This is a genomic window from Rhodosalinus halophilus (genome assembly GCF_003298775.1).
In the GTDB taxonomy this organism is placed as follows: Bacteria; Pseudomonadota; Alphaproteobacteria; order Rhodobacterales; family Rhodobacteraceae; genus Rhodosalinus; species Rhodosalinus halophilus.
This window is the reverse complement of record NZ_QNTQ01000008.1, coordinates 218,475-238,857: the sequence shown is the minus strand read 5'-3', so window position 1 is coordinate 238,857 and position 20,383 is coordinate 218,475. Positions and strand designations below refer to the sequence as shown.

Below are 20,383 nucleotides of genomic sequence, written 5' to 3'. Positions count from 1 at the left end.
GCGCGGCGATGCGCGCGGGCCTCGCGACAGGACTTGCCGGGCTTCTGGCCGCGGCGCTTCTGTTCGTCTTGCCGGCCCTGGCGCAGCAGACGGAGGAGTCGGGCGGCTTCGTCACGGGCACGCTTCAGAGTCCGATCCTCACCGTCGATTCCGAGCGCATGTTCAGCGCGTCGGCCTTCGGCCGGAAGGTGGCCGAGGAAATCGAACGCCGCGGCGCGGAACTCGCGGCCGAGAACCGCCGCATCGAGGCAGAGCTGGCCGAGGAGGAGCGCGCGCTCACCGAGCGTCGCGCCGAGATGGAGCCCGACGCCTTCCGCGCTGCGGCCGACGCCTTCGACGAGCGGGTGATGCGCATCCGCCGTGAGCAGGACGCGAAGGCGCGCGCGCTCGCGCAGCGCGGCGAACAGGCGCGGCGGCGCTTTTTCGAGGCCGCGCGGCCGGTCCTCGAGCAGATGATGGTCGAGGCGGGCGCGGCGGTGATCGTCGAGCAGAGGTCCGTCTTCATGAGCCTCGAGGTCATCGACATCACCGAGGAGGCGATCGAGCGGCTCGACGCGACGATCGACCCGAATATCCCCGCGCCCGAGGACGCCCCGCCGCCCGAGGCGGCGGACACGCCCTGACCGCCTTGCCCCGCCCGGCGGGGCTTGCTAGCAGAGCCCGACATCGCCAGGAGCGTGCGCCCCATGACCGAGCTTCTCACCGCCGACATCCAGCTCATCCAGCGCATCCTGCCGCATCGCTATCCCTTTCTGCTCGTGGATCGGGTGGAGCGGATCGACGGCACGCGTTCGGCGACCGGCATCAAGAACGTCACGATGAACGAGCCTCATTTCCAGGGACATTTCCCGGGTCAGCCGATCATGCCCGGCGTGACGATCATCGAGGCCATGGCGCAGACGGCCGCGGTAATGGTCGGGGTGTCGATGGGCCTCGAAGACCGGCGGATGCTGATCTACTTCATGGGGATCGACAAGGCGAAGTTCCGCCGCAAGGTCGTGCCCGGCGACGTGCTGGAGATGCGGCTCGAGACGCTGCGGGGCAAGCCGGGCGGCAAGGTCTGGAAGTTCGCCGGACAGGCGACCGTCGGCGGCGATCTCGCCGCCGAAGCCGAGTTCAGCGCAATGATGGATCTCGGCGCGGAGGCGGCGGCGTGACCGCAGAGGTCCACCCCACGGCTCTGGTCGAGGAGGGCGCGCGGCTGGGAGAGGGCTGCGTGATCGGCCCTTTCTGCCATGTCGGGCCGGAGGTCGAGCTTGCGCCGGAGGTCGAGCTCAAGAGCCATGTCGTCGTCACCGGCAAGACCCGGATCGGTGCGGAGACAGTCGTCTTTCCCTTCGCCGTCATCGGAGAGATCCCGCAGGATCTGAAGTATCGCGGCGAAAAGACCCGCCTGGAGATCGGCGCGCGCAACCGCATCCGCGAGCATGTCACGATGAACTGCGGCACCGAGGGCGGGGGCGGCGTGACGCGGGTGGGGGATGACGGTCTCTTCATGGCCGGCTGCCACGTGGCCCACGACGTGCAGATCGGCGACCGCGTGATCCTGGTCAACAACGCCGCCCTCGCCGGTCATTGCGTGCTCGAGGACGAGGTGATCGTCGGCGGCCTGTCCGGCGTGCATCAATGGGTGCGGATCGGGCGCGGCGCGATCATCGGCGCGGTGACGATGGTCACCAACGATGTCATTCCCTACGGCCTCGTGCAGGCGCCGCGCGGCGTGCTGGACGGGCTGAACCTCGTGGGCCTGAAGCGGCGCGGCGTCCCGCGCGAGGACATCACCGCCCTGCGCGCTGCCTTCCAGATGCTCGCCCAGGGCGAGGGCGCCTTTCAGGACCGTGCGCGCCGCCTCGGCGAGGAGACGCAGAGCGCCTATGTCCGCGAGATCGTGGACTTCGTGCTCGCCGGCAGCGACCGCTCCTTCCTGACGCCGGGCTGAGCGTCATGCTTGCGCTGATCGCGGGCGAGGGGGCTTTGCCGGCAGCCGTGGCCGCGGCCCAGACCCGCGCGCCGCTGATCTGCGCGCTGCGCGGGCATGTGCCCGAGGGTCTGACCCCCGACATCACCTTCCGGCTCGAGACGCTGGGCGGGCTCATGGAGATGCTGCGTGCGCAGGGCGTGACCGAGGTCTGCCTCTGCGGCGCGATCGGGCGGCCCGCGATCGACCTCGGCGCGATCGACGATCTGACCTGGCCGATGGTGCCGCGCATGCGCGAGGCCCTGCAGCGCGGCGACGACGGGGCGCTGCGCGTCGCGCTCGAGCTGTTCGAGGGCGAGGGCTTCGGCATCGTCGCCGCACATGAGGCCGCGCCTTCGCTGCTGCCGCCCGCGGGCGTGCTGACCGAGGCGCAGCCGCGGCCCGACACCGCGGCGGAGGCCGATCTGGGCGCACAGGTCGTGGCCGAGATGGGCGCGGCCGACCAGGGGCAGGCCTGCGTGATCCGCGGCGCCCGGGTGGTCGCGCGCGAGCAGGCGGACGGCACCGACGCCATGCTCGCCCGGCTCGCGCCGCCGCGGGGCGGCGCGCCGGCGCAGGGGGCGGGCGACCCCTTCAGCTGGGCGGCCGACATGATGGGGGACATGCTGGGCGGTGCCGCGGACTGGCTGTCGGGACAGGAGGCCGAGGCCGAGGCGCGCGCCGGCATCCTCTACAAGGCGCCCAAGCCCGATCAGGACCGCCGGGCGGATCTGCCCACCATCGGCCCGCGCACGGTGCCCGCTGTCGCGGCGGCCGGGCTTGCGGGCATCGTCGTCTCGGCGGGCGGCGTGATCGTGCTCGACCGGGCGGCGACGGTCGCCGCCTGCGATCGTGCGGGGCTGTTTCTCTGGGTGCGGGGCTGATGCGCGTCTTCGTCACCGCCGGAGAGGCCTCCGGCGACCGGCTCGGCGCGGCGCTCATGCGCGGGCTGCAGGAGCTGTCGCCCGATGTGACCTTCGAGGGCGTCGGCGGCTCCGAAATGCGTACTGCGGGGCTGCAGAGCCTGTTTCCGATGGAGGAAATCTCCATCATGGGCATCGTCGAGATCCTGTCGCGCTATCGCGCGCTCAAGCGGCGCATCGCGCAGACCGCGGAGGCGGTGATCGCCGCGCGGCCGGACGTGCTGATCACGATCGACCTGCCCGAGTTCAGCCTGCGCGTGGCGAAGCTGGTCAAGGCGCGGTCGAACATCCGGGTCGTCCACTACGTGGCGCCCACCGTCTGGGCGTGGCGGCCGAAGCGCGCCGTGCGGATGGCCGCGCATGTCGATCAGGTGCTCGCGCTGCTGCCCTTCGAGCCGCCCTACATGGAAGCCGCCGGGATGCGCTGCGACTTCGTGGGTCATCCCGTCGTGACCGAACCCCAGGCGACGCCCGCCGAGGCGGAGGCGTTTCGCGCCGCGCACGGCCTGGAGGGCGCGCCGCTGGCGCTGGTCCTGCCGGGATCGCGGACGAGCGAGGTCAAGCGCCTCGCCCCGGTCTTCGGCATCGCGCTCCGGCATCTTGCCGCGGCCCGACCCGACCTGCGCGTGGTGGTGCCGGCCGCGGGCGGCGTCGCCGATCTGGTGGCCGGCGCGGTCGCGGACTGGCCGCTCGCACCGGTCCTGCTGGACCCGCGCGAGGCCGGGCACGCGGCCACCAAGCGCGCGGCCTTCGCTGCCGCCGATATCGCGCTGGCTGCGTCGGGGACCGTGTCGCTCGAGCTCGCCGCGGCGGGCACGCCGATGGTCATCGCCTACGACATGGGCTTTCCCTCGCAGCAGATCATCGGCCGTATGCTGCGCATCGACACGGTGACGCTGGTCAACCTGGTCTCGGAGACGCGCGTCGTGCCGGAATTCATCGGCCCCGATTGCCAGCCGTCGGGCATCGCCGCCGCTCTGGAGAGGGTGCTCGAGAACCCGGCGCCGCAGAAGGCGGCCATGGAGCTTACCATGGAGCGGCTCGGCAGAAGCGGGCCCCCGCCCGGCCTGCGCGCGGCGCGCGCAGTGCTCGAGGGGCTGGGCCGCGGCTGACCAGCCAGCAGGCCGGGTCGGCGCCCGGTCCTGAAGCCGTCTCAGTTCTGCAGGACCGAGACCTTGTCGTATCCTGCAGTGAAGCCGGAGAGCGACAGGTCCAGCGTGACGGTCTGATCCGGCGCCGCGAAGGGCACGATGCTCAGCCGGGCGACCGCGCCGCGCTTGAACGCCTCCACGTCAGATGCCGTCAGGCCGATGCGCGCGTAGCAGCCCACCGGGTTGCAGAAGGAGAAGGGATAGAGCTTGCCCTGTCCGCCATCGACAGCGATTCGGAGCTGCTCGGTCAGCAGCGTCTCGAGCGGGACGATCACCGTGGCGCCGGCCTCGGCGCGTCCGCCCTCGGGCAGGCGGAAGATGCTCACCTCGGCGACCGGATTGCCCTCCTGATCGTTCAGGAGCTGGTAGAGCGTGCAGGGGTCTTCCTCCTGATCGGTGCGGATGCACTGAAGCTCCCAGTCGCCCACCTCTTCCTGAACGTAGGTCGAGCCCATGTCGGTCGTGCCGAGGCTCAGATCCTCGCCTGGCGCAGCCTCCGTGGTCTCCTCCGCCGCCGGCTGGTCGGTGTCCTGCGCGGCCAGCGGAGCGGCCAGGGCGGTCAGGGCGGCGAGTGTCAGAAGTTGGAGTTTGCGATGCATGAAGATGGTGTCCCGGTTGCCGTTGCGCTCTGGGCCGCCGCATAGCATGCGGCGCGGCGGGAGTCAGGCGGAAAGCGTGGCGCGAAGGCGGGAGCGGGCCACAGAAAAAGGGGGCCAGGGCCCCCTTTTCAGTCGTTCGTGTCACTCCCCGTCGGACCGGCCGACTTAGTCATTGGGGTGACGCTACGCAGTTTGCACTCAGCGGTCAACAGCCAATCCTTTGGCGCATGGCAGGACGGGTGGGTGCCGCGCCGCCGCAAAAAAAGGGCCGCGCCCGGGGAGGCGCGGCAAGTCCGACAGGGAGGAAGTCCGCCCGGGTGCGGAGGGATCGCGCCCCGAACGGATTTCAGAGTGGCATGAAATGGTTAACCGAGTATTCTCGCCTTCGGGCGAGGTGCGGGGAGGACGCCGGGTGGACAGTGCGATTTTCGTGGGGGGAGGCGGCCCCGGGCACGCAGAGCCGCAGTGGCTTCGGCTCGATTACGCCAACCGGCATGGACTCGTGGCCGGCGCCACGGGGACGGGCAAGACCGTCACGCTTCAGATCCTGGCCGAGGGCTTCTCGGCCGGCGGCGTGCCGGTGGTGCTCGCCGACGTGAAGGGTGATCTCGCGGGCCTGTCACAGTCCGGCAGCGCCGAGGCGCCCCTGCATGGGGCCTTCATGGAGCGCGCCGGCCGGATCGGTTTCGACGACTACACCTACGACCGCTTTCCGGTGCTCTTCTGGGATGTCTTCGGCGCGCAGGGCCATCCGGTGCGCACCACGGTGGCCGAGATGGGGCCGCTGCTGCTGTCGCGGCTGATGGAGCTTTCCGAGGCGCAGGAGGGCGTGCTCAACATCGCCTTTCGCGTGGCGGACGAGCAGGGACTCGCGCTGCTGGATCTCAAGGATCTGCAGGCGCTGCTGACCTTCGTGGGCGAAGAGCGCAAGGCGCTCTCGCTGCGCTACGGCAATGTCTCGACCGCGTCGGTGGGCGCGATCCAGCGGCGGCTTCTTGTGCTGGAAACCCAGGGCGGCGCGGCGATGTTCGGTGAACCGGCGCTGGAGCTGGGCGACCTAATGACGCTGGACGAGGCCGGCCGGGGCCGCATCTCGATTCTCGCCGCGGACCGGCTGATGGCCGCGCCGCGGCTCTACGCGACCGTGCTGCTCTGGCTGCTCTCGGAGCTCTTCGAGGAACTGCCCGAGGTGGGCGATCCGGAGAAGCCGCGGCTGGTGTTCTTCTTCGACGAGGCGCATCTGCTCTTCGACGGGGCGCCGCGCGCGCTGATCGAGAAGGTCGAACAGGTGGCGCGCCTGATCCGTTCGAAGGGCGTCGGCGTCTATTTCGTCAGCCAGAACCCCGACGACATCCCCGAGGATGTGCTGGGCCAGCTCGGCAACAGGGTGCAGCACGCGCTGCGCGCCTTCACCGCGCGCGACCGCCGCGCGCTGAGGATGGCGGCGGACACCTACCGCGAGAATCCCGCCTTCGACACCGCCACGGCGATCCGCGAGGTGGGCGTGGGCGAGGCGGTCACTTCCTTTCTCGAACGCAAGGGCGCCCCGGGCATGGTCCAGCGCACGCTGATCCGCCCGCCGTCCTCGCGGCTGGGCACCATCACCGACGCGGAGCGCGCAGCGGCGATCGCCGCGTCGCCGCTTGCGGGGAAATACGAGGCGGCGGTGGACCGCACCTCGGCCTACGAGGCGCTGACGGCGCGGGCCGAAGAGGCCGCGCGGGAGGCCGAGGCGGCAGAGGCCGCCGCGGAAGAGGCCGGGCCCGAGACCCGCGAATACACCGCCGCGCGGCGCTACACCGGCAGCCGCGTGGGCCGCTCGACCGCGAGGCCCGTGCGCCGCGACCCGATCGACACGGTTGGGGAGGCGCTGGGGCATGCGCTGGTGCAGGAGCTCAAGGGCACGACCGGCCGGCGGCTCGTGCGCGGGCTCTTCGGCGGGCTCTTCAGGGGGCGGTGATGCGCCGCCTGTGCCGCAGCCAGAGTTCCGCCAGCGCGAGATAGGGCAGGTAGAAGGCGAAGATCTGCACCCGGTCGAAGGCCCCGGTGAAGTCCTCGGCGCTCCACAACCCGCCCGTCGCCATGTACCAGAGCCCGTAGTGCAGCCGGTAGAGGAACGAGCCGATCGCCAGCACGAAGAGGCGGATCGCCCAGTCGCGGTGCGCGGCCACGCGGCCCGCGCGCCCGTGCCGCAGCGTCTGCATCGCGCAGAGGACAAGCAGCGCGCCGTAGAGGCCGAAACCCAGGTCCATGAGCGGCCCGCCCACCGTTTTGCGCAGCGCGATGTAGCCCAGCCCGCCCGCCCCCGCGATCAGGCTCCCGGCGACGGCCGCGTGACCCGCGGCGCGGTGCAGGCCCGGCCAGCGTCGGCGGATCGGCCCGATCAGTTGCACGGGCGCGACCACGGTGATGACCGCCCCCGCGGCCATATGGGCGAAGATCGTGACGTTGGCGAGCGGGCGGTCCGCCTCGAAGAGATGCGTGCGCTCGGAGAGATCCGCGAAGAGGCCCCGTGCGCCCAGCTGCGCCGAATGCCAGGCGAAGGGCAGGGCGGCGAGCAGCAGCACCATCAGCAGCGCGAGCCGCCAGACCGGGTCGCGCCGCGGCGCGGGTGGAGCGGGGCGCGTCGCCTCTGTCATGCGCCAAGGCTTGCGCGGGCGGCCATCCCGGTCCAGAGGGCAGGGCGCCGCAGCCCTAGCGCTCGGGCAGCAACCCCCGCGGCGCGAAGCGCAGCATGACCAGCATGATGACACCCATGGTGAGCAGCCGCATGTGCGCCACGCTGCCCATGAGATGTTCGCGCACCGGGCTGTCCTCGGCAAGGCCCGAGGTGAGCAGCGTCATCACCCCCTGTCCGATGGGCTCGACCTGCACCCAGAGCCACCAGACGAGGAAGCCGCCCAGCACGGCGCCGAGGTTGTTGCCCGATCCGCCAACGATCACCATCACCCAGATCAGGAAGGTGAAGCGCAGCGGCTGGTAGCTGGCCGGCGTCAGCTGGCCGTCCAGGGTCGTCATCATCGCCCCGGCGAGTCCCAGGAGCGCCGAGCCCAGGATGAAGACCTGCAGATGCCGGCCGGTCACGTCCTTGCCCATCGCCTCCGCCGCGGTTTCGTTGTCGCGGATCGCGCGCATCATCCGGCCCCAGGGCGAGTTGAGCGCGAGCTGTGCGGCGATGAGGATGAGGATGAGAACGACCGTGAAGAAGGCGGAATAGCCCAGCTTGACGGTGATCGAGGAAGCGGTCACCGGATCCAGGCCAAGATTCGTCACCCGCTCGACGAAGGCGGGGTCCTGCTGAAGGTCGACCTCGTAGGGCACAGGACGCGGCAGGCCGATCACGTTCTTGACCCCGCGCGAGAGCCAGTCCTCGTTCTTCAGGATCGCGATCACGATCTCGGCGATGCCGAGCGTCGCGATCGCGAGGTAGTCCGAGCGCAGGCCCAGCGCCACCTTGCCGATCACCCAGGCCGCCCCCGCGGCCAGCAGCCCGCCCACGGGCCAGGCCAGCACGATGGGCAGACCCAATCCGCCCAGATAGCCCGTCGCGGCGGGATTGACCGATTCCACCGCCTCCTTCGCCGGGTCGAAGAGACCGCGATAGACGAAGAAGCCCACCACCACCACGGCGAAGACCGTGAAGGCGCGGAGCTGGCCGGGCTGCATCCGCTTGTAGAGAAAGACGGCGAGGGCGATCACCCCGGCGCCCACCAGCAGCGCGCCGATCAGGCGCGGCCCCCCCGCGGCCCAGGCTTCGCCGACCGGCGGCATGGAGACGAGCACGGCAGCCAGTCCGCCGAGCGCCACGAAGCCCATGACGCCCACGTTGAAGAGCCCGGCGAAGCCCCACTGCATGTTGACGCCGAGCGCCATGATGGCGCTGACGAGGCCCATGTTGAGGATCACCAGCGCGGTGTTCCAGCTCTGCACGAAGCCGGTGCCGACGATCAGCACCGCCACGAGCGCGAAGAGCAGGAGGGTGCGCCCCGTGCCGGCGCCGGCATTGTCGGATCTGCGCTCGCTCATACCGCCTTCCCCCTGAAGAGACCCGTGGGCCGGATCAGAAGCACGATCACCAGGATCACGAAGCTCACCGCGAACTTGTAGTCCACCGCCAGAAGCTGCACGAGCCCGTCAGGCTCGAGGTTCTCGGGCAGCAGGTAGCCCAGCACCTTCTTCCAGGCATAGGTGATCGTCACCTCCGAGAAGGCGATGATGAAGCCCCCGGCGATGGCGCCCACCGGGCTGCCGAGCCCGCCCACGATGGCCGAGGCGAAGATCGGCAGCAGAAGCTGGAAGTAGGTGAAGGGCTTGAAGCTCTTGTCGAGGCCGTAGAGCGTGCCCGCCACGGTGGCGAGCGCCGCGACGATCAGCCAGGTCACCAGAACGACGCGCTCGGGGTTGATGCCCGAAAGCAGCGCCAGATCCTCGTTGTCCGAATAGGCGCGCATCGACTTGCCCGTGCGCGTGCGGTTCAGGAACCAGAACAGAAGCGCGACGACCACGATGGCGGTGACGAGGGTGATCGCCTGGCTGGTGCGGATCGCGAGCCCTTCCTGAAGTCCGGTCATGGCGCGGAAATCGAGCGCCGAGATCAGAAAGCGCGTCCCGTCCCCGAAACTCTGATCGTCCGGCCCGATGACGAAGCGGGTCAGGCCGTTGTAGACGAACATCACGCCCATCGAGACGATGACGAGGATCACCGGCTTCACCCGCTGCGCCCGGTAGAAGCGATAGACCACCCGATCCGTCGCCAGCACCAGCGCGGCGCAGAGCGCGATGCCCACCGGCAGCGCCAGCAGCGCGGTGGGCAGCGGCCCCAGGCTCACCCCCAGCCCCTGCAGCCACCAGGTGAAGAGGATCACCCCCATGGTGCCGAAGGCCATGGTGTCGCCATGCGCGAAGTTGGAAAACCGGAGGATCCCGTAGATCAGCGTGACGCCCAGCGCGCCGAGGGCGAGCTGGCTGCCGTAGGCCACGGCGGGAATGATGACGAAGTTCGAGAGCGCGACGATCGCGTTCAGGAGATCCATGCGTCAATCTCTCCGGTCAGGGGCGAGGCTCATCGCGCGGCCTCGCAGGTGCCGTGATAGGTGATCGCCATGCCGGCCGCGGGCAGGTGGACGGTGTAGCGCGTCTCGCCCGCAGGGCCCATGACGGTCAGCAGATGCGTCGCGCGCTCGCCGACTGCCAGGAAATAGGTGGCGCCCGACGGCGTGAAGCTCACCGCGCCCGCGACGTCGCCCGAGGAATCCGACAGGGTTGCGCCGTCGGCGCCGCCCGACAGCGTGAGCGAATAGTCCGTCTCGGCGCAGGCCTCGGCCTCCACGCATTCCAGCGAAAAGGCGCAGGCGGCCTCGAGCGCGGCGGCGGGCGCTGCGGGCAGGGCCGCGAGGAGGGCGAGCGCCGATCTCATCCGCCGAGAAAGCTCTGCCGCACTTCGGGGTCGGCCAGAAGCTCCTGCCCGGTGCCCGTATAGGCGTTCGCGCCCTGCACCATGACGTAGCCCACGTCGGCGATCTCGAGCGCCTGGCGCGCGTTCTGCTCGACCATGAGAATCGAGATGCCGGTGCGCGCCACCTCGATGATGCGGTCGAAGAGCTCGTCCATCACGATTGGGCTGACACCCGCGGTGGGTTCGTCCAGCATGAGCACCGTGGGCTCGGTCATCAGCGCGCGGCCTACCGCGACCTGCTGGCGCTGCCCGCCCGAGAGTTCGCCCGCGGGCTGGCGGCGCTTCTCCTTGAGGATGGGGAACAGGTCGTAGACCTGCGCCATGGTTGCGGAAGGGTCGTCACGCCGGATGAAGGCCCCCATCTCCAGGTTCTCCTCCACGGTCATGGAGGTGAAGATGTTGGCGTTCTGCGGCACGAAGCCCATGCCCTTGCGCACCCGCGCCTGTGGGGTGAGCTGGGTGATGTCCTCGCCATCCAGCCGGACCGAGCCTGTGTGGATGTCGAGCATCCCGAAGATCGCCTTCATCGCCGTGGACTTGCCCGCGCCGTTGGGGCCCACGATCACGGCGATCTGGCCCTTCTCCACCGCGATGGTGCAGTCGTGCAGGATGTCGGCGCCGCGGCCGTAGCCGCCGGTCATGCCGTCGCCGATCAGGAAGGCGTCCCGCGTGTGGACGGGTTTCGCACGGCGGTTGTCGGCGGCGCGCAGCTCGCCGACCTTGCCGTCCTTGGTGATCGTGCGGTCCTTGTTGCCGCGGTCGTCATAGAGCTTGCCGCTCATGCGTCCGCCTCCGCCTTGGCCTTGTTCTTCAGGCCGGTGCCCAGATAGGCCTCGATCACGCGCTCGTCGGCCTTGATCTCGTCGAGGGTGCCTTCGGCCAGCACCTTCCCTTCCGCCATGCAGATCACGGGGTCGCAGATGCGGCCGATGAAATCCATGTCGTGCTCGATCACCACGAAGGTATAGCCGCGTTCCTCGTTGAGCCGCACGATGGCGTCGGCGATGGTGTTGAGCAGCGTGCGGTTCACGCCCGCGCCCACCTCGTCGAGAAACACGATCTTGGCGTCCACCATCATGGTGCGGCCGAGTTCGAGAAGTTTCTTCTGCCCGCCGGAGAGGTTGCCGGCCTTTTCCTCGGCCAGGTGATCGACGGTGAGGAACTTCAGCACGTCATGGGCGCGCTCGGTCAGTTCGGCCTCCTGCCGGCGGATGCGGCCGCGGGCAAACCAGGTGTTCCAGAGCGACTCGCCCGCCTGGCCGGAGGGCACCATCATCAGGTTTTCCAGCACGGTCATCGAGTGGAACTCGTGCGCGATCTGGAAGGTGCGCAGCAGGCCCTTGTGGAAAAGCTCGTGCGGGGCCAGGCCTGTGATGTCCTCGCCCGCCATGGTGACGCGCCCGGACGTCGGCGGAAGAACGCCCGCGATCACGTTGAAAAGCGTCGTCTTTCCGGCGCCATTGGGTCCGATCAGACCGGTGATCGAGCCCGGCCGGATCGACAGCGTCGCGCCGTCGACGGCGTGAAAGCCGCCGAAATGCTTGTGCAGGTTCTCCACCTCGATCAAGCGCCACCCCCCGCCGCGTGATCCGCGGTCTTGGTGTTGGAAAAACAGCCCGGGGGCGTCCCCGGGCTGTCCGATCCTTCTTGCGTCAGCCCCTCAGCGGAACTGCACCGTCTCGTAATCGCCGTCGGTGACGTTGTATTCGCGGTAGGTGCCGGCGGCTTCGCCCGGGCCGATCAGCTCGACGTTCGAGGCGCCGACGTAGTCGACCTCGCCGCCCTCCGCGAGGATCTCGAGCGCGCGGCCCAGCTCGCCCGGCAGGATCTCTTCGCCCGGGGCGTTGGCCACGTCCATCAGGTTGTCGGCCACGGCCTGCGAGGTCGCCTCGCCGCCCGCCATCATGGCGAGCGCGATCAGCGCCGCGGCGTCGTAGCTCTCCCGCGTGAAGGAGCTTTCGCCGTTCACGCCGGCGGCCGCGGTGATCTCGCTGAAGGCCTCGGTGCCCTCGCCCTGGCTCCACGGGACCGCGCCGAAGGAGCCCTCCATGAACTGGCCCAGATCGGCCAGCAGCGCGTCGCCATACATCCCGTCGCCCATGACGAAGGTATCGAAGGCGCCGGTGTCGAGCGAGGACTGGATGATGCCCTTGCCGCCCTGGTCGGAGTAGCCGAAGACCGCCAGCGCTTCGCCGCCGGCCGAGGCCAGTGCGCCCACTTCCGCCGAGTAGTCGGCCTTGCCGTCCTCATGCGGGGCCGAGAGCGTCACCGTGCCGCCCATCTCCTCGTAGGAGGCCTGGAAGCTGTCGGCGAGGCCCTTGCCGTAGTCGTTGTTGGTGTAGGTGACGGCCACTTCCTCGATGTCGCGATCCATCAGGATGTTGGCGATCACCGCGCCCTGCCGCGCGTCCGAGGGCGCGGTGCGGAAGAACAGTCCGTTGTCCTCGGCCGTCGAGAGCGCCGGCGAGGTCGCCGAGGGCGAGACCATCGGGATGCCATTGGGCACAGCCACGTTCGACAGGATCGCGCCGGTCACGCCGGAACAGTCCGCACCCATGATGGCGACGATGCCCTCGTCGGTGATCAGCCGCTCGGCCGCGGCGGTGGCGGCGGCGCTGTCGATGCAGGTCGAGTCGGCGCGGACCGGGACCAGCGTGTGCCCCTCGAGGAAATTGCCGCTTTCGTTGACTTCCTGCAGCGCGAGTTCGGCGCTTTCCGCCATCATCGGGGTGAGCGACTCGATCGGGCCGGTGAAGCCCAGGATGATGCCGATCGGCACGTCTTCGGCAGCGGCCGCGCCCGCCACGATGCTCGCAGCGGAGGCCAGCAGAAGCTTTTTCATGTCTCTACTCCCTTGTTGGACGCATGTCCCGCGCGACCTTAGAAAAAACGGTCGTGAAAGAAAAGCGTGATCCGTCGCCGCCTCCGGCGCATTGCCGTCAGGTCAGCGCGTGACTGGAAGCCGCCCGCGGCATGCCTATCTTTCACGCTGAATTGACGGAGGCAGCGATGCGCAGACTTCTTTTCGCCGCGGCGCTCGTGGCGCTCGCGGCGGGGCCGGGGCAGGCGGCCGAGCCCGCCGGCCGGATCGAGACGCAGGCCGGCCCGGCCGAAGTGACGATGATCGCCGACGGCTTCCGCGTGCCCTGGGCGCTCGACTTCCTGCCCGAGGGCGGGCTGCTGGTGACCGAGCGCGGCGGCGCGCTCTGGCGCGTCGCGCCCGACGGCACGCGGGAGCAGATCGGCGGCCTGCCCGACATCGCCGCCTGGGGGCAGGGCGGGCTGCTCGACGTGATGCTGCCGCGCGATTTCGCCGAGAGCCGCGAGGTCTTCCTGACCTACTCCACGCCCATGGGCCTGTTCGGACGGCAGAGCGGCACCGCGGTGGCGGTCGGACGTCTGGCCGAGGGCGCCCTGACCCTCACCGACCTGCGCGTGCTCTTCGAGATGGAGCCGGGCAGCACCGAGGGCCGGCATTACGGCTCGCGCCTCGTCGAGGCGCCGGACGGCACGATCCTTTTCTCCATCGGCGACCGTGGCGACCGGCCCGAGGCGCAGAACCTCGCCACCCACATCGGCGCGGTGCTCAGGATCGCGCGCGACGGCTCGGTGCCCGAGGACAACCCCTTCACGAATGTGGCCGGCGCGCAGCCGGAGATATGGTCCTACGGGCACCGCAATCCGCAGGGAATGGCCCTGGATCTCGAGGGGCGTCTCTGGGCGCACGAGCACGGCGCGCGCGGCGGGGACGAGATCAACCTGATCGAACCCGGCGTGAACTATGGCTGGCCGGTGATCTCCTACGGCACGCACTACTCGGGCGCGCCGATCGGCGAGGGCACGGCGAAGCCCGGCATGGCGCAGCCGGCGTTCTACTGGGATCCGTCGATCGCGCCCTCGGGCATGGTCTTCTATTCCGGCGCGCTCTGGCCGGAATGGCGCGGCCAGATCTTCGCCGGCTCGCTCAATTCCGACTTCATCGCGCGTCTTGGCGGAGAGCCGCTCGAAGAGCTCGAGCGCATCCGCGGCCCGCAGACAGGCCGCATCCGCGATGTCATGGAAGGCCCGGACGGCGCGCTGTGGTTCTTGTCGGAAACCGACGGGGCCGTCTACCGCATGGCACCCGCAGCCGACGGCTGACCCACCGTAGGGTGCGTGCTCAGCACGCACCCTACGCGCCGCACGTACCTCGTGACGGGCACCGTCTCACGCGCTTCAGACCGACAGCCGCGCCGCGTGGCTGCCGCGCTCGCGATAGGGTGTCGTGTTGTAATGCGCCCGGTAGCATTTCGAGAAATGCGACGGGCTCGCGAAGCCGCAGGCGAGCGCCACGTTGATCACGCTCATGTCGGTCTGCATCAGCAGGTTGCGCGCCTTCTGCAGCCTCAGTTCCATGTAGTAGCGCTTGGGGCTGCGGTTCAGGTAACGGCGAAAGAGCCGCTCGAGCTGGCGCGTGGACATGCCCACGTCCTTGGCCAGAAGCGAGGGGCTGATCGGCTCCTCGATGTTGGCCTCCATCATCTGGATCACGCGGCTGAGCTTGGGATGGCGCACCCCTATGCGCGTGGGGATCGACAGCCGCGGGCTGTCCTGATCGGTGCGGATGGTGGAATAGATGAGCTGGTCGGCCACGGCGTTGGCAAGCTCCTCGCCGTGGTCGTTGGCGATGATCTTCAGCATCAGGTCGATCGAGGCGGTCCCGCCCGCCGTGGTCATCCGGTTGCCGTCGATCACGAAGATCGACTTGGTGAGCGTGACCTCGTCGAACTCCTCGGCGAAGCTGTCCTGGTTCTCCCAGTGGATGGTGGCGCGCTTGCCGTCCAGAAGCCCCGCCGCGGCCAGCGTGTAGCTGGCGGTGCACAGGCCGCCCACGGCGAGGCCCTTGCGCGCCTCGCGCCGGAGCCAGTTGAGCAGCCGCTTGGTCGTGGCCTGCCGCACGTCGAGGCCGCCGCAGACCATCACGGTCTCCTCGCGGGACAGCTCCATGAGGTCGCCGTCGAGACGGAAGGTGATGCCGGCCGAACTCGTGACCTCCTCGCCCCCTTCGCCGAGCAGCCGCCAGCTGTAGAGCGTGCGCTTCGACATCCGGTTGGCGATCCGCAGGCAGTCCACCGCCGAAGCCATGCAGTGCAGCGAGAAGTTCTCGAGCGGGACGAAGACGAACTGCCGGGGCCGCAGGGGCACGGTGTCGAGCTGGACGGTCTGGCGGGGCGTTTGCAGAGCCATCTGGTTGTGCAGTCCTTTCACCGGCGGCGCGATCGCATGCCATGTGCGACATGTGGTGTCGCTGCCGCCCGACTGCCAGAGGACAGACTCTGCCTTTCGCCGTCAAGAGGTCTCGGATGACGCCCGTTCAGTTCAGCGCGAGCAGATAGGCCGCGATCGCCTCGCGGTCGGCCGCCTCGAGTTGCGCGAGATTGGTGATGACATCGGCCATCGAGCCGCCGGCGGAGTCGTAGTCCGGAGTGAAGCCGGACTCCAGATACCAGGCGATGTCCGAGGCGCTCCAGCCGAGCGCGTCGTGCGTGATCGCGGGGATCCGTCCCTCGCCCGAGGGGTTCGGCGCGCCTTCCATCCAGCGTTCGGGATCGAGCCCGCCGAAGCGGTCGCGCGGCGTGTGGCATTCGGCGCAATGCGCGAGCGCCTCGACGAGGTAGCGGCCGCGCTCGAGCTGCGCGGTGCCCGCGTGGGTCATCACGAAGGCGTCGTCGACATAGAGCCGCTTCCAGATCCCGATGCCGCGCCGCAGATTGTAGGGAAAGCTCACGTCATGCGCCGCGCTCTCGACATCCGCGGCCGGCAGCGTCTGCAGGAAGGCCCACAGATCGGCCACGTCCTGCATCTCCATCTTCGCGTAGGAGGTGTAGGGAAAGGCGGGGTAGTAGTGCCGCCCGTCCGGCGACACGCCGCGCATCATCGCGTCGGCGAACTGCGCGAGCGTCCATCCGCCGATGCCGTGCTCGGGGTCGGGCGATATGTTGGGCGCCACGAAGGTGCCGAACTCGGAGTCGAGCCTGTGGCCGCCGGCCAGCACGCGCCGTTCCTCGCCCTCGGCGTCCTCCGGGGCGTGGCAGGAGGCGCAGCCGCCGGCGAGAAAGATGCGCTCGCCCCGCCCTGGGTCGCCCTCCAGCCCGGCGGTGGCATCCGCCGGCAGCCGCGCGGGCGCGCTCAGGAACCAGCCCGCCGCCGCGAGAACGGCGGCGAGCGCGACGATGACCAGGAAAAACCGGCGCATCGCGCCGGATCAGCTTTCCGGCTCGCGATACTCGTCGTGGCAGGCCTTGCAGGCCCCGCCCACGTTCTGCAGCGCCGCGCCCACGGCCTCGCGCCCGTCGGACGCGGCCGCCTGCATCTCCATCGCGGCGGCGTGGACGTCCTCCCACTTGGACTGGAAGTCGTCCATGTTGTCCCAGATGGCAGGCTTGGCGCGCGTGCCGTCGATGCTGAAGGAGTCGCTGCCCTCGGGCCAGTGGAGCGACTGTTCGATGCTGGTGACGGCGACGAGGTTGTCGGCGGCGGTCTGCGCGCGCTCGGCGTCGTAGTCGATCTTGCCCTGCGCCATGCCGCCGAGCACCCCGAGGTTCAGCGCCATGATGCGGAACTGTCCCTTCCGCGCCTGCAGCTGCGCCGCGAAGTCGTCCTGCGCCATCGCGGCGGGCGCGACGAGCGCGAGCGCGGCCGCGACGGTAACGGTTTTCGCCTTGAGCATCATCTGTCGTCTCCCCTGATAGGACGTACGTGACGGAACCTAGCGTGCCGCAGCGTCACAACAAATGCATAACAGAGATTCCGCACAGGCGCCCGCAATCTGCGCACATCAGGGCATCATGGGCACGCCGCGCGGACGCGGATTGACCTCCATCCACTCAGGCGTGCCGAGCCAGGCCTCGAGCCCCACGATGATCGCGGCCAGCACCAGCACCACGCCGACGGTCCAGCGGAACGCCTTCGACGGCGGGTGCCGCGCCCAGCGATACATCCGCAGGAACCATTGCATCGGCAGCATCAGACGAACCTGACCTTTCCGATGTAGGGGAGGTTCCGGTTGTGCTGCGCGTAGTCGATCCCGTAGCCCACCACGAACTCGTCCGGGATCTCGAAGCCCGTCCAGTCGGCGTGAATCTCGACCTCGCGCCGCGTCGGCTTGTCCAGAAGCGCGATGGAGCGCAGCCTGCGTGGCCGTCGCGCCCGCAGCAGCGTCATGACGTGCGCGAGGGTGTGGCCCGTGTCCACGATGTCCTCGACCACGAGCACGTCGCGCCCCTCGATCTCGCCGCGCAGATCCTTGAGGATGCGCACCTCGCGCGAGCTCTCCATCGCGTTGCCGTAGGACGAGGCCTCGAGAAAGTCCACTTCCACGGGCAGATCGAGCTCGCGCACGAGATCGGCGATGAACACGAATGAGCCGCGCAGAAGCCCCACGACCACCAGCTTGTCGGTGCCCGCGAACTCCCCGGCGATCTCGTGCGCGAGCGCCTCGATGCGCGCCGCGATCGACTTGGCCGAGATCATCTCGTCGATGACATATGGACGCTCCGCCATTCCGTCCCCCTTGAATTCGCCGCCGGAGCATACGACATGGGCGGCCACTGTCACGCAAGGAACGCCCGCGCGCCCATGCCTTCGCATTCCGAAACCAGGACGCTGCCTTACACGCCGCAGCAGATGTACGATCTGGTCGCGGACGTCGGGCGCTACCCCGAGTTCCTGCCCTGGACGGCGGCGGCGCGGGTGCGCTCGCGGTCGCCCCTCACCGGGGCCGGCGGCGAGCACGGCGAACTCATGGAGGCCGACCTCGTCATCTCCTTCAAGGTCTTCCGCGAGCGATTCGGCAGCCGGGTCGAGCTCTGGCCCGTCGAGAAGGTCATCAAGACCGAATATCTCGAGGGCCCGTTCCGGCACATGCACTCCGAGTGGCGCTTCGAGGAGGCCGAGGGCGGCTGCCGCGTGAAGTTCGACGTGGATTTCGAGTTCAAGAACCGGATCCTGCAGCGCGCCGCGGGGCTGTTCTTCTACGAGGCGATGCAGCGCATCGTACGGGCCTTCGAAGCGCGCGCCGCCGATCTCTACGGCGGCGGCTCGCCGGCCGCAGCGTCGAGCAGCGACATGGCGTGATCCACCGCCGCGCGGCGCACGTTCTCGCGCCCCAGCGGCCCGAACTCGCGCGTCTCGCTGCGCGTCGGACTCCCCGACATGGCCAGCCCGAAACAGACCCGCCCCTCCGGCTTGGTCTCGCTCCCGCCGGGCCCCGCGATGCCGGTGATGGCCAGGGCCACCTGGGCCTCGGACCGCTCCAGCGCCCCTTCGGCCATTTCGCGCGCGACGGGCTCCGAGACCGCGCCGTTCTGCTCCAGCGTCTCGCCCGAGACGCCGAGAAGCTCCTGCTTGGAGCGGTTGGTGTAGGTGACGAAGCCGCGGTCGTAGATCTTCGATGACCCCGGTGCCTCGGTAATGCGCGCCGCGAGCAGGCCCGCCGTGCAGCTTTCGGCGGTGACGATCTTCAGCTTCGCGTCGCGGAAGCGGATCAGCAGCAGGTCAGGCTTGGTCATCGCGGGCTCCTTCAGCGCATGAGCCACAGGTGAAACAGGGCGGCGAGCAGGACGGTTCCCGCCGCCGCGAGCGCGCCCGCGATCAGATCGTCGAGCATGACGCCCGTGGCGCCGCGACGCCGGTCGGCCCAGCCCACCGGGCCGAGCTTCAGAATATCGAAAAGACGGAACAGCACAAATGCCGCGATCCAGCCGGGCCAGAGCGCGAGCACCGGCGCGCCGGACATCATCGCGCCCGCCGAAACCGGCCAGAGCGCGAGCCACTGCCCGGCGAGTTCGTCCACGACGATCTCGCCGGGATCCTTCTCGGCCGCGCCGGCCGTCTCGCGCGCCACGGCCCACCAGCCGAGCGCCGTGACCGCCAGAGTGGCGACCGCCACGGCGGGAAAGCCGCCCAGGACGTGCAGCGCCCAGAGTAGCGGTAGGGCGGCCGCAGAGGCCCAGGTGCCCGGACCGGGACGCAGGTAGCCCAGCCCGAACAGCGTGGCGATGGCGCGTGTGAGCGTCATGGCGAGATCAGCGTCGCCGTCGCGAGCGCGGCGATCCCCTCTTCGCGGCCGGTGAATCCGAGCCGCTCGCTCGTCGTGGCCTTCACGCTCACGCGGTCGGGCTCGATGCCCAGCTCCACGGCAAGTTCGGCTTGCATCGCAGAAACATGGGGGCCGATCTTCGGGCGCTCGCAGATCAGGGTGACGTCGGCGCCCGACAGCCTGTAGCCCCGCGCACGCACACGTTCGGCGGCGTGGCGCAGGAAGAGGCGGCTGTCGGCGCCCTTCCATTGCGGGTCGGACGGAGGGAAATGCCGGCCGATGTCGCCCTCGGCGAGCGCGCCATAGAGCGCGTCGGTCAGCGCATGCATGCCCACATCGGCGTCGGAGTGGCCGCGCAGCCCGCGGTCGTGCGGCAGGCGCAGGCCACACAGGATCACGTGATCGCCCGGACCGAAGGCGTGCACGTCGAAGCCATTGCCTGTCCTGACGTCCATTCTGCCTCGCAAGTAATTCTCGGCGCGTGAAAAATCTTCCGCGCGGGTGATCTTCAGGTTGGCCTCGTCGCCGGGCACGATCGCCACGTCGATGCCGGCTGCGCGCGCCACCTCGACGTCATCGGCCGCCCCGCCCGGGTGCGCCCTGTGCGCCGCCAGGATCGCCGCGAGCCTGAACCCCTGCGGCGTCTGCGCGCGGAAGAGGCCCGCGCGCGGCTCGATGCCCGTCACCCGGCCTTCCGCGCCGCGCCAGAGCGCGTCGGTCAGGGGCAGGGCGGGCGCCGCGCCGTCATGCGTTTCGAGCGCGTCGAGCACCGCCTCGATCAGGGCCGACGTCACGCAGGGGCGGGCCACGTCATGGATGAGCACATGGCTCACGCCCGCGCCCTCCAGCGCCTCGAGCCCGGCGCGCACCGACTCGGCCCGCGTCGCGCCGCCGGCCACCCAGGGCAGCCCGGCCGGCACCTCGCCCGCATCGGCAGGGTGGATCACGAGGCGCACGGCGCCGATGCGCGGATGCCTTGCGAAAGCGTCAACGGTCCAGTCCGCGACCCGCCGGCCGGCCAGCGCGCGCCACTGCTTCGGCTGGCCGCCCCCGGCGCGAAGGCCGCGGCCCGCGGCGACGATGAGGGCGGCTGTGTGCATCGGCATCCCGTTTCGGCTCGCTTTTGTCTATCGTCCCGGGGCGGAGAGGCAAGCCCCCGCCGGGCTGCCCAAGAATTAGGCAGACGCGGGCGAGATCGGCGCGATGAAGCCGTGGGAAC

The 20,383-nt window shown here is 69.8% G+C and carries 24 protein-coding genes; 8 read left to right on the top strand and 16 right to left on the bottom strand.

Features of this window, described 5'->3' with window-relative positions; genetic code table 11:
- Window positions 1-8: 8 nt before the first annotated feature.
- The 5 genes from DRV85_RS10590 to lpxB all read left to right on the top strand — a co-directional run bounded on the left by DRV85_RS10590 (window position 9) and on the right by lpxB (window position 3,992).
- A complete protein-coding gene (locus tag DRV85_RS10590; protein ID WP_113289423.1) occupies window positions 9-623 on the top strand; it encodes an OmpH/Skp family outer membrane protein in 615 nt (204 codons plus the stop codon).
- 63 nt (window positions 624-686) lie between these two features.
- Window positions 687-1,157, top strand: a complete 471-nt coding sequence (fabZ, locus tag DRV85_RS10585; protein WP_113289422.1) for a 3-hydroxyacyl-ACP dehydratase FabZ — start codon at window positions 687-689, stop codon at window positions 1,155-1,157.
- Window positions 1,154-1,939: an acyl-ACP--UDP-N-acetylglucosamine O-acyltransferase gene (lpxA, locus tag DRV85_RS10580; protein ID WP_113289421.1), complete on the top strand. Its 786-nt coding sequence runs from the start codon at window positions 1,154-1,156 to the stop codon at window positions 1,937-1,939. The genes fabZ and lpxA overlap by 4 nt, the downstream gene beginning before the upstream one ends.
- 5 nt (window positions 1,940-1,944) lie before the next feature.
- The gene (locus DRV85_RS10575; RefSeq protein ID WP_113289420.1) at window positions 1,945-2,841 is read left to right on the top strand and encodes an LpxI family protein; all 897 of its coding nucleotides are present in this window, start codon (window positions 1,945-1,947) and stop codon (window positions 2,839-2,841) included.
- The gene (lpxB, locus tag DRV85_RS10570) at window positions 2,841-3,992 is read left to right on the top strand and encodes a lipid-A-disaccharide synthase (protein ID WP_113289419.1); all 1,152 of its coding nucleotides are present in this window, start codon (window positions 2,841-2,843) and stop codon (window positions 3,990-3,992) included. The genes DRV85_RS10575 and lpxB overlap by 1 nt, the downstream gene beginning before the upstream one ends.
- Before the next feature lie 41 nt (window positions 3,993-4,033).
- Here the strand turns inward: lpxB and DRV85_RS10565 are convergent, their stop codons facing one another.
- Window positions 4,034-4,630 carry an invasion associated locus B family protein gene (locus DRV85_RS10565; protein ID WP_113289512.1) on the bottom strand — a complete coding sequence of 199 codons (597 nt, stop codon included), beginning with the start codon at window positions 4,628-4,630 and terminating at the stop codon, window positions 4,034-4,036.
- A gap of 412 nt (window positions 4,631-5,042) precedes the next feature.
- Here DRV85_RS10565 and DRV85_RS10560 point away from each other — a divergent pair, with 412 nt between their 5' ends.
- Entirely contained in the window at window positions 5,043-6,590 is a 1,548-nt protein-coding gene (locus DRV85_RS10560; protein ID WP_113289418.1) for a helicase HerA-like domain-containing protein, read from the top strand.
- Here the strand turns inward: DRV85_RS10560 and DRV85_RS10555 are convergent.
- From DRV85_RS10555 to DRV85_RS10525, 7 genes are all read right to left on the bottom strand, one after another.
- Window positions 6,577-7,269, bottom strand: coding sequence for a DUF2306 domain-containing protein (locus DRV85_RS10555; protein ID WP_113289417.1), 693 nt, complete (start codon window positions 7,267-7,269; stop codon window positions 6,577-6,579). The genes DRV85_RS10560 and DRV85_RS10555 overlap by 14 nt on opposite strands.
- Window positions 7,270-7,324: 55 nt before the next feature.
- Window positions 7,325-8,656, bottom strand: coding sequence for a branched-chain amino acid ABC transporter permease (locus DRV85_RS10550; RefSeq protein ID WP_113289416.1), 1,332 nt, complete (start codon window positions 8,654-8,656; stop codon window positions 7,325-7,327).
- A complete protein-coding gene (locus tag DRV85_RS10545; protein ID WP_113289415.1) occupies window positions 8,653-9,663 on the bottom strand; it encodes a branched-chain amino acid ABC transporter permease in 1,011 nt (336 codons plus the stop codon). The genes DRV85_RS10550 and DRV85_RS10545 overlap by 4 nt, the downstream gene beginning before the upstream one ends.
- A 29-nt stretch (window positions 9,664-9,692) precedes the next feature.
- Window positions 9,693-10,046 carry a hypothetical protein gene (locus DRV85_RS10540; protein WP_113289414.1) on the bottom strand — a complete coding sequence of 118 codons (354 nt, stop codon included), beginning with the start codon at window positions 10,044-10,046 and terminating at the stop codon, window positions 9,693-9,695.
- Window positions 10,043-10,867: an ABC transporter ATP-binding protein gene (locus DRV85_RS10535; RefSeq protein ID WP_113289413.1), complete on the bottom strand. Its 825-nt coding sequence runs from the start codon at window positions 10,865-10,867 to the stop codon at window positions 10,043-10,045. The genes DRV85_RS10540 and DRV85_RS10535 overlap by 4 nt, the downstream gene beginning before the upstream one ends.
- Window positions 10,864-11,652, bottom strand: coding sequence for an ABC transporter ATP-binding protein (locus tag DRV85_RS10530; RefSeq protein WP_113289412.1), 789 nt, complete (start codon window positions 11,650-11,652; stop codon window positions 10,864-10,866). Before DRV85_RS10530 ends, DRV85_RS10535 begins: the two co-directional genes overlap by 4 nt.
- 93 nt (window positions 11,653-11,745) lie before the next feature.
- On the bottom strand, window positions 11,746-12,927 hold the full coding sequence (locus DRV85_RS10525; protein WP_113289411.1) for an ABC transporter substrate-binding protein: 1,182 nt from the start codon (window positions 12,925-12,927) through the stop codon (window positions 11,746-11,748).
- Between the two features lie 167 nt (window positions 12,928-13,094).
- On the opposite strand from DRV85_RS10525, the gene DRV85_RS10520 reads away from it, so the two are divergent.
- Complete coding sequence (locus DRV85_RS10520; RefSeq protein WP_113289410.1) at window positions 13,095-14,225, top strand: PQQ-dependent sugar dehydrogenase; 1,131 nt, start codon at window positions 13,095-13,097, stop codon at window positions 14,223-14,225.
- Window positions 14,226-14,300: 75 nt separating this feature from the next.
- Here the strand turns inward: DRV85_RS10520 and DRV85_RS10515 are convergent, their stop codons facing one another.
- From DRV85_RS10515 to hpt, 5 genes are all read right to left on the bottom strand, one after another.
- Window positions 14,301-15,311 (bottom strand): GlxA family transcriptional regulator, encoded by a 1,011-nt coding sequence (locus tag DRV85_RS10515; protein ID WP_113289409.1) that lies wholly within the window; start codon window positions 15,309-15,311, stop codon window positions 14,301-14,303.
- Between the two features lie 127 nt (window positions 15,312-15,438).
- Complete coding sequence (locus DRV85_RS10510) at window positions 15,439-16,320, bottom strand: c-type cytochrome (RefSeq protein ID WP_113289408.1); 882 nt, start codon at window positions 16,318-16,320, stop codon at window positions 15,439-15,441.
- A gap of 9 nt (window positions 16,321-16,329) precedes the next feature.
- The gene (locus tag DRV85_RS10505; RefSeq protein WP_233495472.1) at window positions 16,330-16,797 is read right to left on the bottom strand and encodes a c-type cytochrome; all 468 of its coding nucleotides are present in this window, start codon (window positions 16,795-16,797) and stop codon (window positions 16,330-16,332) included.
- A gap of 105 nt (window positions 16,798-16,902) precedes the next feature.
- The gene (locus DRV85_RS10500) at window positions 16,903-17,091 is read right to left on the bottom strand and encodes a hypothetical protein (RefSeq protein ID WP_113289407.1); all 189 of its coding nucleotides are present in this window, start codon (window positions 17,089-17,091) and stop codon (window positions 16,903-16,905) included.
- A complete protein-coding gene (gene hpt / locus DRV85_RS10495; protein ID WP_113289406.1) occupies window positions 17,091-17,627 on the bottom strand; it encodes a hypoxanthine phosphoribosyltransferase in 537 nt (178 codons plus the stop codon). Before hpt ends, DRV85_RS10500 begins: the two co-directional genes overlap by 1 nt.
- Window positions 17,628-17,702: 75 nt before the next feature.
- Between hpt and DRV85_RS10490 the strand changes: the two genes are divergently transcribed.
- Window positions 17,703-18,200, top strand: coding sequence for a type II toxin-antitoxin system RatA family toxin (locus DRV85_RS10490; RefSeq protein WP_113289405.1), 498 nt, complete (start codon window positions 17,703-17,705; stop codon window positions 18,198-18,200).
- On the opposite strand, the gene DRV85_RS10485 is transcribed toward DRV85_RS10490, so the two are convergent.
- From DRV85_RS10485 to DRV85_RS10475, 3 genes are read right to left on the bottom strand one after another with little or no spacing between them, the layout of a single operon-like run.
- Window positions 18,152-18,634, bottom strand: coding sequence for a CinA family protein (locus DRV85_RS10485; RefSeq protein WP_113289404.1), 483 nt, complete (start codon window positions 18,632-18,634; stop codon window positions 18,152-18,154). The two genes, DRV85_RS10490 and DRV85_RS10485, sit on opposite strands and share 49 nt — an antisense overlap.
- Window positions 18,635-18,645: 11 nt before the next feature.
- The gene (locus DRV85_RS10480; protein WP_113289403.1) at window positions 18,646-19,143 is read right to left on the bottom strand and encodes a phosphatidylglycerophosphatase A family protein; all 498 of its coding nucleotides are present in this window, start codon (window positions 19,141-19,143) and stop codon (window positions 18,646-18,648) included.
- A complete protein-coding gene (locus tag DRV85_RS10475; protein WP_113289510.1) occupies window positions 19,140-20,264 on the bottom strand; it encodes a bifunctional 2-C-methyl-D-erythritol 4-phosphate cytidylyltransferase/2-C-methyl-D-erythritol 2,4-cyclodiphosphate synthase in 1,125 nt (374 codons plus the stop codon). The genes DRV85_RS10480 and DRV85_RS10475 overlap by 4 nt, the downstream gene beginning before the upstream one ends.
- Between the last annotated feature and the right edge of the window lie 119 nt (window positions 20,265-20,383).